The sequence below is a fragment of the Marinobacterium sp. xm-m-312 genome (assembly GCF_013283295.1).
Taxonomy (GTDB): Bacteria; Pseudomonadota; Gammaproteobacteria; order Pseudomonadales; family Balneatricaceae; genus Marinobacterium_E.
Genome location: NZ_WBYS01000009.1, coordinates 47,804 through 59,383, shown reverse-complemented (window position 1 = coordinate 59,383; position 11,580 = coordinate 47,804). Strand labels below are relative to the sequence as shown.

General features: G+C 49.1%; 14 protein-coding genes. 1 reads left to right on the top strand and 13 read right to left on the bottom strand.

Going from position 1 to position 11,580, the window contains the following annotated elements:
* On the bottom strand, positions 1 to 1,365 hold the full coding sequence (glmU, locus tag XMM312_RS10965) for a bifunctional UDP-N-acetylglucosamine diphosphorylase/glucosamine-1-phosphate N-acetyltransferase GlmU (protein ID WP_173489253.1): 1,365 nt from the start codon (positions 1,363 to 1,365) through the stop codon (positions 1 to 3).
* 98 nt (positions 1,366 to 1,463) lie between these two features.
* Here glmU and XMM312_RS10960 point away from each other — a divergent pair, with 98 nt between their 5' ends.
* The gene (locus XMM312_RS10960) at positions 1,464 to 2,204 is read left to right on the top strand and encodes a TrmB family transcriptional regulator (protein WP_173482150.1); all 741 of its coding nucleotides are present in this window, start codon (positions 1,464 to 1,466) and stop codon (positions 2,202 to 2,204) included.
* Here XMM312_RS10960 and XMM312_RS10955 read toward each other — a convergent pair.
* The 12 genes from XMM312_RS10955 to XMM312_RS10900 all read right to left on the bottom strand — a co-directional run bounded on the left by XMM312_RS10955 (position 2,201) and on the right by XMM312_RS10900 (position 11,580).
* Positions 2,201 to 2,488: a TIGR03643 family protein gene (locus tag XMM312_RS10955; protein ID WP_173482151.1), complete on the bottom strand. Its 288-nt coding sequence runs from the start codon at positions 2,486 to 2,488 to the stop codon at positions 2,201 to 2,203. The two genes, XMM312_RS10960 and XMM312_RS10955, sit on opposite strands and share 4 nt — an antisense overlap.
* 289 nt (positions 2,489 to 2,777) lie before the next feature.
* Positions 2,778 to 3,203 carry a F0F1 ATP synthase subunit epsilon gene (locus XMM312_RS10950; protein ID WP_173482152.1) on the bottom strand — a complete coding sequence of 142 codons (426 nt, stop codon included), beginning with the start codon at positions 3,201 to 3,203 and terminating at the stop codon, positions 2,778 to 2,780.
* Positions 3,204 to 3,235: 32 nt separating this feature from the next.
* Entirely contained in the window at positions 3,236 to 4,633 is a 1,398-nt protein-coding gene (gene atpD / locus XMM312_RS10945) for a F0F1 ATP synthase subunit beta (RefSeq protein WP_173482153.1), read from the bottom strand.
* Between the two features lie 37 nt (positions 4,634 to 4,670).
* Positions 4,671 to 5,534, bottom strand: a complete 864-nt coding sequence (atpG, locus tag XMM312_RS10940) for a F0F1 ATP synthase subunit gamma (protein ID WP_173482154.1) — start codon at positions 5,532 to 5,534, stop codon at positions 4,671 to 4,673.
* 75 nt (positions 5,535 to 5,609) lie between these two features.
* Positions 5,610 to 7,154: a F0F1 ATP synthase subunit alpha gene (gene atpA, locus XMM312_RS10935; protein WP_173482155.1), complete on the bottom strand. Its 1,545-nt coding sequence runs from the start codon at positions 7,152 to 7,154 to the stop codon at positions 5,610 to 5,612.
* 15 nt (positions 7,155 to 7,169) lie between these two features.
* Entirely contained in the window at positions 7,170 to 7,706 is a 537-nt protein-coding gene (locus XMM312_RS10930; RefSeq protein WP_173482156.1) for a F0F1 ATP synthase subunit delta, read from the bottom strand.
* 12 nt (positions 7,707 to 7,718) lie between these two features.
* Positions 7,719 to 8,189 (bottom strand): F0F1 ATP synthase subunit B, encoded by a 471-nt coding sequence (locus XMM312_RS10925; RefSeq protein WP_173482157.1) that lies wholly within the window; start codon positions 8,187 to 8,189, stop codon positions 7,719 to 7,721.
* Positions 8,190 to 8,259: 70 nt separating this feature from the next.
* Positions 8,260 to 8,493 carry a F0F1 ATP synthase subunit C gene (atpE, locus tag XMM312_RS10920; protein ID WP_169451839.1) on the bottom strand — a complete coding sequence of 78 codons (234 nt, stop codon included), beginning with the start codon at positions 8,491 to 8,493 and terminating at the stop codon, positions 8,260 to 8,262.
* A gap of 61 nt (positions 8,494 to 8,554) precedes the next feature.
* Complete coding sequence (gene atpB, locus XMM312_RS10915) at positions 8,555 to 9,376, bottom strand: F0F1 ATP synthase subunit A (protein WP_173482158.1); 822 nt, start codon at positions 9,374 to 9,376, stop codon at positions 8,555 to 8,557.
* A 25-nt stretch (positions 9,377 to 9,401) separates the two neighbouring features.
* Positions 9,402 to 9,803, bottom strand: a complete 402-nt coding sequence (locus tag XMM312_RS10910) for an ATP synthase subunit I (protein WP_173484678.1) — start codon at positions 9,801 to 9,803, stop codon at positions 9,402 to 9,404.
* A 112-nt stretch (positions 9,804 to 9,915) separates the two neighbouring features.
* Positions 9,916 to 10,782 (bottom strand): ParB/RepB/Spo0J family partition protein, encoded by an 867-nt coding sequence (locus tag XMM312_RS10905; RefSeq protein ID WP_173482160.1) that lies wholly within the window; start codon positions 10,780 to 10,782, stop codon positions 9,916 to 9,918.
* Between the two features lie 9 nt (positions 10,783 to 10,791).
* On the bottom strand, positions 10,792 to 11,580 hold the full coding sequence (locus XMM312_RS10900; protein ID WP_173489252.1) for a ParA family protein: 789 nt from the start codon (positions 11,578 to 11,580) through the stop codon (positions 10,792 to 10,794).

The following is an 11,580-nucleotide window of genomic DNA, read 5'->3' as shown; positions in this document are numbered from 1 at the left end:
TTAACCTTTCTTTATTGGGCGTTTCCAGCCCGAAATATTTCTCTGCTTACCACGTGCAACGGAGAGCTGATCCTCTTCCACTTTACTGGTAATGGTGGAGCCTGCACCGATGGTTGCTCCTGCTCCCACTTGCACGGGTGCAACCAATGAGCTGTTTGACCCAATAAATGCGCGATCACCAATCTCGGTCAGGGATTTGTTCACACCGTCGTAATTACAGGTAATGGTGCCGGCACCAACATTTACCTCTTCACCGATCTGTGCATCGCCAATGTAAGAGAGATGGTTCAATTTAGACCCTTGACCAACCAGAGCTTTCTTCGTCTCAACAAAGTTGCCGACTTTAACTCCAGCAGCAAGTTGTGAGCCAGGACGGATACGAGCAAAGGGGCCCAACTGACAAGCATCGGCAATAACAGCACCATCAATGTGGGTGTTCGCAAGAATCTCTACACCGTCACCGATAATCGAATTTTTAACGCTGCAATTGGGCCCAATCAAAACGTTTGAGCCAATGCGTACCTCGCCTTCTGCAACGAAGTTAACGTCAATGTGGCTATCTTGCCCTACCGTCAGTTGCCCTCGCACATCGAATCGAGCTGGATCAGCCAAGGTAACACCAGCATCCATCGCAGCATTGGCCTGCTGAAGTTGATACCAACGCTCTAATTCAGCGAGTTGTCGACGATTATTCACACCCTGTACTTCGAACTCAGATGTAGGATGAAGTGCCTGAACCGTTACACCCGACTCCGCCGCCATTGCGATCAAATCAGTTAGGTAGTACTCACCCTGTGCGTTATCGGAAGAGAGTTGCGGCAACCATTCGTTTAGATGATCGGTTGGCATCGCCATAATGCCAGTGTTCACTTCAGTGATCGCCAATTGCTCTTCATTGGCATCCTTCTGTTCCACTATACCCACAACATCGTTAACCGCACTTCGAAGAATACGGCCGTATCCCGTCGGATCGTCTAGGTTAACGGTCAGAAGCGACACTTTACCCGTTTGAGCGACCTGTACCATCTGCTCTAGCACACTCGCCGGTGTTAATGGCACATCGCCGTAAAGCACTAGCGTAACACCGCCTGCACGAAGACCCGCTGAGGCCTGTGCAACGGCATGGCCCGTGCCTAGCTGCTCAGCCTGTGTATAAAATTGGCAAGATAGATCGGACAACGCCTCTTTAACCTGATCCGCACCATGGCCAACCACAATATGCATCGCGCTGTTGTTTAACTGACTCGCTTGATCAATGACGTGCTTTACCAGCGATTTTCCTGCCAAAGGGTGAAGGACTTTAGGGAGTTTAGATTTCATACGGCTGCCTTGACCGGCCGCAAGAATGACTACATCTATCGACATTAACGGGTGTTTCCAAAAACAAAATTTATCCACTTGACGATACTTTAACCTAAGTGCACACTGCTGCAAGGTTAAATGTCATAAAAAAATTGACAAATATGGATAATTCGCTGTTTTTAGAGATCGGTCTTAGCGACCGTGACGTCTCAATCTACAAGGCCCTGCTAGCGCTTGGCCCCAGTTCGATTCGTACCATTGCTGAGCGTGCAGGGGTCAATCGCGGCACAACCTATGAAGCACTGAAGCAGATGCAGGCGTTAGGTGTGGTCAGCTATCTGCCAAAAGGTAAGCGCCGCATCTTCACAGCACGTGAGCCTGAAGTGTTGGTAGAACTGGCTGAAGAACGCCGTAAACGCTTAGATCTCGCTGTTGAAGAGTTAAAGCGTCGTGTCATACCCGAGCTGCATCAACTCTCGCCTGATTTTAGCGCAGCCAATGTTCAGTGGTATGAGGGTGACGAGGGGATTGAGCAGGTACTCAGAGATATCCTTAACAGTGTTAGCTCAAACCCTGAACCGATCTACTCTGTCTTCTCATCAAAACCGATTCGAAAGCATCTCTACCGTCCCTTCCCGAACTTCACAGCACAGCGTGTTGCTCGAAAGATCAAGGTACGGGTTATCGCGATTGGGGATGGGGGTGAAAGTGCTGATCTATCAGAACGTAAATGGATCAAAACCGAGGGGCCAGTAGACGCCGCTTATATAGCGATCTATCCACCAAAAATTGCCATCATCTCTTTAGCGTCTGATAACTACCCAACTGCGGTGGTTATCGATTCAAGTGAAGTAGCGGCCGCGCAGAAGATCATATTTGATACACTCTGGCGCCTGCTTTAGCGCTTAGGCTTACTGACCATCTTGTACTGGCGAGAGCAGTAGCCGCGATCAATCCCCTCTGGACGCTTTTTAAGATGTTTAGTGTTGCGACCAGAGACCCGTTCACGCCACATACGAAACGAACTGGGCTTCATCTCACGCTGCATCAACTTGATCACTTGTGGCTCTGACAAGCTGTACAACCCCTCAATCGCTTCAAAGGGTGTGCGATCTTCCCAAGCCATCTCAATGACTCGCGAAATCGCCTCTTCTGACAGGCCGGCGTGTGCTAGCTTTTGTGACATCTAAACCTCTGAAAAATAAAGCAGATGTCGTTGTGTACGCCAGCGTATGTGTTTTAGTTCAGATGAGAGGTAGCTTATGAGTGCAGATGACAGGCTGAATGCCTGTCACTGTGTACTAAACCAGCTACGGAGTGACCGTGACAGGCTTTCAGCCTGTCATCGGCTTTGTCAGCGTCTACCAGAGACTGTAGCGTAACTCCTGAGTCGTGTCAGACTAAAGGTCAGACACGGTGCTTTTTCAAAGCACAAAAAAAGGCAGCCGAAGCTGCCTTTTTTGATCGTGTAGATCTTATTTGCCGAGTTTGCGGCGAATTGCATCGAGGGTACGAAGCTGTGCAGCTGCTTCAGCAAGCTGAGTCGCAGCACGTGAGTATTCGAACTCACCCTGCTTGTCAGCCATTGCTTGTTCAGCATGCTTCTGTGCTTCTACAGCGGTTGCTTCATCAAGGTCACCCGCACGAAGTGCAGTATCAGCCAACACAGTAATCTTGTGTGGTTGAACCTCTAGGAAGCCACCAGATACGTAGAAGATATCCTCTTCACCGCCCTGCTTGCGAAGCTCGACAGGGCCTGGTTTGATTTCCGACAAAAGCGGAGTGTGACCTGGGTAGATACCCAGCTCACCCAGGCTACCTCTCACAGAGACGAATTCGATAAGGCCAGAGAAGATCTCTTCCTCAGCACTTACGATGTCACAATGAACAGTCATAGCCATTTCAATTACCTCTTCAGGTTCCGCTTAAGGGATTACATGCCTTTGGCTTTTTCGACTGCTTCGTCGATGCCGCCAACCATGTAGAACGCCTGCTCTGGTAGAGAGTCGTATTCACCGTTCAGGATGCCTTTAAAGCCACTGATAGTGTCTTTAAGAGAGACATATTTACCTGGTGCACCAGTGAAGACTTCTGCTACGAAGAATGGCTGAGATAGGAAACGCTGGATCTTACGAGCGCGTGCTACCGTCTGCTTATCTTCTTCAGAAAGTTCGTCCATACCTAGGATCGCGATGATGTCTTTAAGCTCTTTGTAGCGCTGTAGGACACCCTGCACTTCACGTGCAGTCTCGTAGTGCTCAGAACCGATTACTAGCGGATCAAGCTGACGAGAAGTAGAGTCTAGTGGGTCTACCGCTGGGTAGATACCTAGCTCTGCGATCTGACGAGACAGTACGACTGTTGCGTCAAGGTGCGAGAAGGTTGTCGCTGGTGATGGGTCAGTCAAGTCATCCGCTGGTACGTATACCGCCTGGATAGAAGTGATCGAACCAGTCTTAGTCGACGTGATACGCTCCTGAAGTACACCCATCTCTTCTGCAAGAGTTGGCTGGTAACCTACCGCTGAAGGCATACGACCTAGCAGTGCTGATACCTCTGTACCCGCAAGTGTGTAACGGTAGATGTTGTCGACGAATAGAAGTACGTCACGACCTTCGTCACGGAACTTCTCAGCCATTGTAAGACCAGTCAACGCTACACGTAGACGGTTACCTGGTGGCTCGTTCATCTGACCGTAAACCATCGCTACTTTCGACTTGTCGAACTGCTCAACGTTTACTACGCCTGCTTCCTGCATTTCGTGGTAGAAGTCGTTACCCTCACGAGTACGCTCACCTACACCTGCGAATACAGATAGACCAGAGTGCTGAGTTGCGATGTTGTTGATCAACTCCATCATGTTTACGGTTTTACCTACGCCGGCACCACCGAACAGACCGATCTTACCACCCTTAGCGAAAGGACAAACAAGGTCGATTACCTTGATGCCTGTCTCAAGCAGTTCGTTAGTCGCTGCTTGGTCTGCGTAAGAAGGTGCTTTACGGTGAATTGGGTAACGCTCCTCTTCACCGATCGGGCCACACTCATCGATTGGGTTACCTAGTACGTCCATGATACGACCTAGGGTCGCTGTACCTACAGGTACAGATACTGGAGCACCAGTGTTTACAACGTCCAGACCACGGCTTGCACCTTCAGTCTGACCCATTGCGATAGTACGTACGACACCGTCACCCAGCTGTTGCTGAACTTCTAGTGTCAGGTTGGTTTTAGTGACGTTTAGTGCGTCATAAACCTTCGGTACATCTTCACGTGGGAATTCCACGTCAACGACTGCACCGATAATCTGAACAATACGTCCGCTACTCATGTTCGGATCCTCTTAACTTATTAGCCTGTTAACTGCTTTAAACAGCAGCAGCACCACTTACGATTTCAGAAATTTCCTGTGTAATCGCTGCCTGACGCGCTTTGTTGTAGATCAACTGAAGCTCGTCGATTAGGTTGCCGGCGTTGTCGGTTGCATTCTTCATTGCCAACATACGCGCTGCCTGTTCACAGGCGTTATTCTCAACAACTGCTTGGTACACCATTGATTCAACGTAACGAGTCAAAAGACCTGTTAGTAGATCACGAGCATCTGGCTCGTAGATGTAATCCCAGTGGTGGTTGAGAGTGTCGTCGTCTTCTTCAGCCTGAAGGGGCAGAAGCTGTTCAATAGTCGGCTTTTGCGTCATGGTGTTAACGAACTCGTTCGATACCACGTATAGACGGTCAAGTTTGCCTTCGTTGAAGCTATCAAGCATCACTTTTACTGAACCGATTAGCGCTTCCAACTCTGGTGCATCGCCTAGGCCGCTTGTTGCTGCCTTAACGTTACCGCCGTAGTTACGGAAGAAGCTAACTGCTTTACCACCAATTGCACAGAAATCGATCTCGACATTCTGTGAATTGAACTCCTTCATTTTGCCAATAGCAGCCTTGAACAAGTTAACGTTCAGGCCACCACAGAGTCCGCGATCAGAACCGACAACAATGAAACCTACTCGTTTCAGGTCGTTGTTCTGCATGTAAAGGTGTTTGTATTCAGGGTTAGCTTTCGCTAAGTGCTGAATCACACCACGGATACTGCGTGCGTATGGACGAGAAGACTCCATGCGATCTTGGGCACGGCGCATCTTAGATGCAGCAACCATTTCCATGGCGCTGGTAATCTTACGTGTGCTACCGATACTCGCGATCTGCGTCTTAATCTCTTTTCCGACTGCCATAAATCCGCCTCTATTCCTTGACCTAGTATCGGCTGAACAGAGTCTGTTCAGCCGTTCTGCTCATAACTCGAGCGCTTACCAAGTCTGGGTAGATTTGAACTTCTCGATGCCAGCTTTGAATCCAGCAGCGATTTCGTCATTGTAATCGCCTGATTCATTCACTTTAGCCATCAGGTCAGCATGCTCCGAGTTGAAGTATGCAACCAATGCAGCTTCGAATGCACCGATTTTGTTCAATTCTACGTCGCTCAGGAAGCCTTCGTTCGCAGCGTACAAGCTCAAGCCCATCTCAGCGACAGACATTGGAGAGTACTGCTTCTGCTTCATCAGTTCTGTAACGCGCTGACCGTGCTCTAGTTGTGCACGAGTCGCTTCGTCAAGGTCTGAAGCAAACTGCGAGAACGCTGCCAATTCACGGTACTGTGCAAGTGCTAGACGTACACCGCCACCCAATTTCTTGATGACTTTAGTCTGAGCCGCACCACCTACACGTGATACTGACAGACCTGCGTTGATCGCAGGACGAATACCTGAGTTAAACATACCAGTTTCAAGGAAGATCTGACCGTCTGTGATCGAGATAACGTTGGTTGGTACGAACGCCGAAACGTCGCCACCCTGAGTCTCGATTACAGGTAGAGCAGTCAATGAACCTGTTTGTCCTTTAACTTCACCTTTAGTGAACTCTTCTACGTAGTCAGCGTTAACACGCGCTGCACGCTCTAGTAGGCGTGAGTGTAGGTAGAATACGTCACCTGGGTATGCTTCACGACCTGGTGGACGACGAAGAAGAAGTGAAATCTGACGGTAAGCCCAAGCTTGTTTAGTTAGGTCATCGTAGATAATCAGTGCGTCTTCACCGCGGTCACGGAAGTACTCACCCATTGCACAGCCTGCGTATGGAGCTAGGAACTGCATTGCTGCAGGATCTGCTGCACCCGCTGCTACAACGATCGTGTGATCCATTGCGCCGTGCTCTTCAAGCTTACGTACTACGTTAGCGATAGTAGACTGTTTCTGGCCCACTGCTACGTAGATACATTTGATACCAGTACCTTTCTGGTTGATGATCGCGTCGATCGCAATTGCCGACTTACCGATCTGACGGTCACCGATGATCAACTCACGCTGACCACGGCCGATTGGTACCATTGCATCGATCGCTTTCAGACCAGTCTGAACTGGCTGGTCAACAGACTGACGAGCGATAACGCCTGGCGCTACCTTCTCTACTGCGTCTGTGATTTTTGCGTCGATAGCACCTTTACCGTCGATTGGGTTACCTAGTGCGTCTACAACGCGACCAAGTAGCTCAGGACCTACTGGTACTTCAAGGATACGGCCAGTACATTTAGCCGTCATGCCTTCTTTAAGACCTTGGTAATCACCAAGAACTACGGCACCGACAGAGTCACGCTCAAGGTTAAGCGCCATACCGTAGACGCCACCAGGGAACTCGATCATTTCGCCGTACATTACGTCAGCTAGACCGTGGATCAGGATGATACCATCGGATACGCTAACGATTGTGCCCTCGTTACGGGCTTCTGAAGACACATCAAGTGACTCGATGCGCTTCTTGAGAATCTCGCTGATCTCAGATGGATTCAGTTGCTGCATTTCTATTCCTCATTCTCAGGAATTCATCGCTTCGGCCAGTTTCGCAAGTCGAGCACGAACCGAACCGTCGATCACAAGGTCGTCTGTACGAACAATTACACCGCCTAGGATAGACTTGTCTACCTGTGCAGTGACTGCTACTTCACGACCCAACTTGGTGCTAAGCGCCTTAGCCAATTTCTGCTGCTGTTCATCAGCAAGATCGAAGGCAGTTGTCAGATCCACTTCAATTGAAGCTTCCTGAGCTGACTTCAGCTTTTTGAACTGTGCAGCGATCTCTGGCAACAGAGCCAAGCGCTGATTTTCTGCCAATAGAGCCATAAAGTTTTGGCCCGCTTGGTCGATGTCGCCTTCTAAAAGGCCATTCAGCGTCCCAGCTTTCTGCTCAGACGTTAGGGCTGGGTTTGCCAGCACCTGGGCTACTGTCGCATCCGCTACACAAGAGGCAGCGATTGACAGCATATTAGCCCACTGATCAAGGCTGCCCTTGCTAGCTGCATATTCAAATGCAGCTTTTGTGTAGGGCCGAGCGACTGTATTGAGTTCAGCCATCGTAAACCTCGCTTAAAGCTCCGCAGCTAGTTTTTCAACTAACTGTGCGTGTGCTTTCTCGTCAACAGAGGCTTCCAGAATTTTTTCAGCGCCAGCTAGTGCTAGTGCTGCAACCTGTGCACGAAGAGCTTCCTTCGCTTGGTTGATCTCTTGTTCGATTTCCGCTTCAGCAGCAGCTTTAACGCGATTAGCTTCTTCGCGCGCTTGCTCTTTAGCTTCGTCAACAATCTGGTTAGCCCGCTTGTTGGCCTGTTCAATGATGGCAGCTGCTTGCTCTTTAGATTCGCGCAGATTATCTGTCGCTTTCTCTTGAGCTAGCTTCAGATCGCGCTCAGCGCGTTCTGCCGCATCAAGACCATCTGCAATCTTCTTCTTACGTTCAGCCAGTGCACTTGTTAGTGGTGGCCATACGTATTTCATACAAAATACGACGAAGATGAAGAACGCGATAGCCTGACCAATGATGGTGAGATTGATATTCACGCCATTATCCTCGCGGTTGTCTGATTAAAAGTAGTGAAACCCATGGGGTATCTAGTTAAAAAACTACTTGTTAGCCAGCAACAGCGAACAGTACGTATAGACCAAGACCAACACCGATCATAGGAACAGCGTCGACAAGACCCATTACGATGAAGAACTGAGTACGTAGTAGTGGGATCAGTTCTGGCTGACGAGCAGCACCTTCAAGGAATTTGCCACCTAGAACGCCGATACCGACCGCAGCGCCTACAGCGCCTAGACCCATCATCAGTGCACCAGCAATGTACAGCAATGCCATTTCCATCGTTTTTCTCCGATTTAGTTAATTTAAGGTTATTACAGTTAGTAAACTCTTGTTATTCCGCTTAGTGATCTTCGTGGGCCATCGCCAAGTAGACGATTGTTAGGACCATAAAGATAAACGCCTGAAGCGTAATAACTAGAATGTGGAAAATTGCCCATGGAACCGACAGGATCCATTGAGCCCAGAACGGCAGCAGTGCAATCAGGATGAAGATCATCTCACCTGCGTACATGTTACCGAAAAGACGTAGTGCCAATGATACTGGCTTAGCCAGTAGACCAACCACTTCTAGGAAGAGGTTGAATGGCAGCAACCATTTGCCTAAAGGCTGGAAGCTAAGCTCTGCTAGGAACCCGCCAAGACCTTTCTGCTTGATGCTGTAGTAAAGAATAAGTGCAAAGACGCTCAACGCCATACCCGCGGTCGCGTTTACGTCAGTCGTTGGAACCACTTTCATGAAGTGGATACCCATCTCTGCTGCTAGGAATGGAATCCAGTCAACGGGAACCAAGTCCATGGTGTTCATTAGGAAGATCCATACAAAGATGGTCAACGCCAATGGAGCGATGAGTGCATTTTTGTAGTGGAAGATACTCTTCACGTTGTCATCGATGAACTCGATGATGGTTTCTACAAAGTTTTGAGCGCCGCCAGGTACATCACTTGTCGCACTTTTAGCCACCTTACGGAAGAACCACACGAACGCTAGACCAAGAGCAATCGACCAGAACATTGTGTCTACGTTGATCGCCCAGAAGCCCATCTCAGCAGCTTCTTGCGCACTGTGCGCAAAGCCAAGACCGTTAACAGGGTGGTTACCAAAGGTAAGGTTGGTTAAGTGGTGAGCAATATACTCTGAGGAGGTAACTGTTCCAGATGCCATTCTCAGTTTCTCTCTTTATCGAAGGTTAAGAATCCGTTTTAACGCCGAACTGCATGATCAGATTACTGACCTGAAGCAGAATCAACATCGCAAATAAGGAAAAAACACTGATGGGTTTTACCAGCACAAACGCCAGTGAAAAACTGATGGCCATCAATGCCATTTTCCATATTTGACTCGCATACAACTCTGCGAGTGTCCCTTGTGCAGACCTCTGTGTCTGCTTGTTAAAGTGCTTGTTTGCGAAATAGGCGTTAGGAATCAAGTAGATTAAACCACCTATAAGCATTGAGTACGCTGCTACAAAATCAATAAATACAGCGACTGCACTTAGCACTAACAGGATGCCTGACTGATATTTCAAAACGGTGAAATATCGAGCTTTCGCCCTATCAGAACGCTTACCAATGAGGTTTGGATTCATCATCTTTGCCCAAAAGTAGTGCGTTTATCCCAACTAATGCGGGCGCAATTGTAGGTGAAAAGGGAATAAGCATCAAGCACAGAGTAGTCTAACTATGACTAAGGTCTTGTTCGCTTTAATCGCGAAGTTGTTTAACGATCGCTTTTAGCTCTTTAGCATCATTGTAGCTGATCACAATCTTACCCTGACCCTTTGCGTTTTCGCTCAGCGTCACTTTGGTAGATAGCAGTCGAGTCAGATCTTCAACGATACGCTCATGCTTGCTGGTAAGCTCTGGCTTCGCTTTAGGCTCCGTTGGATTTTGCAAAGTGCGCACCAATAACTCAGTCTGACGAACCGATAGGCCTTTAGCCACAACCTCTCGACCGGCATCGATCTGTAACGCTTCCGTGAGAGGCAGTAGAGCACGCGCATGACCCATCTCAAGGTCTCCATGCTCTAACATACGTTTGACTTCGTCGGTCAGGTTAAGAAGACGCAGAAGGTTGGCAACGGCGGTACGCGATTTACCAACGGCATCAGCCACTTCTTGCTGTGACAGTTCAAACTCCTGCTGAAGGCGCTGCAAGGCTATGGCCTCTTCGATCGGGTTTAGGTTTTCACGTTGAATGTTTTCGATGAGTGCCATCGCAATGGCCGCTTCATCAGGAACATCTCGAATGACAACAGGCACACGCTCCAAACCAGCCATCTGGGCTGCACGCCAGCGACGCTCACCCGCGATGATTTCAAAATTATCACCACCGATGGGACGCACCACAATCGGCTGCATAATGCCTTGCGCTTTAATCGAAGCGGCTAGCTCTTCAAGCGCTTGAGGCTCCATATCACGGCGGGGTTGGTAACGACCACGACTTAGGCGCTCAACCGCCAGTTCAGTGAGTTGCGTAGAGTCACTCGATTGGTCGTTCGCGACAGTCGCTGCAGAACCGGAAAGTAGGGCGTCTAAACCACGACCCAATCCACGACGTTTTGTGCTCATTTCAACTCCTTAAGAAACCGCTTGGGCTTGCTCTTTGTCGGTACGACGAACCAGTTCACCCGCCAGTGCTAGGTAAGCAATCGCACCTCGAGAATTTTTATCGTACATGATCGCCGGAAGACCGTGGCTGGGGGCCTCTGCTAAACGGACATTACGTGGAATAACCGTACGGTAAACCTGATCACCAAAGTACTCTAAGAGGTGATCAGAGACATCCTTGGTCAAACTCATGCGTGGATCGAACATGGTGCGTAAAATACCCTCAATCTTCAGTCGAGGGTTTAGACGTTCATGGATCTTATCGATGGTGCCCACCAGTGCACTGATCCCTTCGAGAGCATAGTATTCACACTGCATAGGGATAATAACCCCGTCAGAGCTAGCCAGTGCATTCACCGTTAGCAAACTCAGCGAAGGTGGGTTATCGATCAGAATGAAATCGTATTGGTCAGCCACAGCATCGAGCGCCATCTTCAGACGAAACTCTCTACGTGTCATCTGCAGAAGTTCAACTTCTGCCGCCGTTAGGTCGCCATTGGCCCCTAAAACATCGTAGCCTACTTCTAAATTGGTGATGATCGACTCTTTGGCGCTCGCTTGATCGGTTAATAGCTCATAGACCGAGAGTGTAAGATCATGCTTATCAACACCAGAGCCCATGGTCGCATTACCCTGAGGATCTAGATCGATAAGCAGAACGCGCTTGTGCATAGCAGCCAGTGATGCCGCTAAGTTCACGCTGGTGGTGGTTTTACCAACCCCACCTTTCTGATTGGTGACCGTTAAAATCTTGGCCAA

What these genes read in the sequence shown, in the direction of transcription:
- glmU (WP_173489253.1), bottom strand. Translation starts at nt 1,365, where the DNA reads ATGTCGATAGATGTAGTCATTCTTGCGGCCGGTCAAGGCAGCCGTATG.
- XMM312_RS10960 (WP_173482150.1), top strand. Translation starts at nt 1,464, where the DNA reads ATGGATAATTCGCTGTTTTTAGAGATCGGTCTTAGCGACCGTGACGTC.
- XMM312_RS10955 (WP_173482151.1), bottom strand. Translation starts at nt 2,488, where the DNA reads ATGTCACAAAAGCTAGCACACGCCGGCCTGTCAGAAGAGGCGATTTCG.
- XMM312_RS10950 (WP_173482152.1), bottom strand. Translation starts at nt 3,203, where the DNA reads ATGGCTATGACTGTTCATTGTGACATCGTAAGTGCTGAGGAAGAGATC.
- atpD (WP_173482153.1), bottom strand. Translation starts at nt 4,633, where the DNA reads ATGAGTAGCGGACGTATTGTTCAGATTATCGGTGCAGTCGTTGACGTG.
- atpG (WP_173482154.1), bottom strand. Translation starts at nt 5,534, where the DNA reads ATGGCAGTCGGAAAAGAGATTAAGACGCAGATCGCGAGTATCGGTAGC.
- atpA (WP_173482155.1), bottom strand. Translation starts at nt 7,154, where the DNA reads ATGCAGCAACTGAATCCATCTGAGATCAGCGAGATTCTCAAGAAGCGC.
- XMM312_RS10930 (WP_173482156.1), bottom strand. Translation starts at nt 7,706, where the DNA reads ATGGCTGAACTCAATACAGTCGCTCGGCCCTACACAAAAGCTGCATTT.
- atpE (WP_169451839.1), bottom strand. Translation starts at nt 8,493, where the DNA reads ATGGAAATGGCATTGCTGTACATTGCTGGTGCACTGATGATGGGTCTA.
- atpB (WP_173482158.1), bottom strand. Translation starts at nt 9,376, where the DNA reads ATGGCATCTGGAACAGTTACCTCCTCAGAGTATATTGCTCACCACTTA.
- XMM312_RS10910 (WP_173484678.1), bottom strand. Translation starts at nt 9,803, where the DNA reads ATGATGAATCCAAACCTCATTGGTAAGCGTTCTGATAGGGCGAAAGCT.
- XMM312_RS10905 (WP_173482160.1), bottom strand. Translation starts at nt 10,782, where the DNA reads ATGAGCACAAAACGTCGTGGATTGGGTCGTGGTTTAGACGCCCTACTT.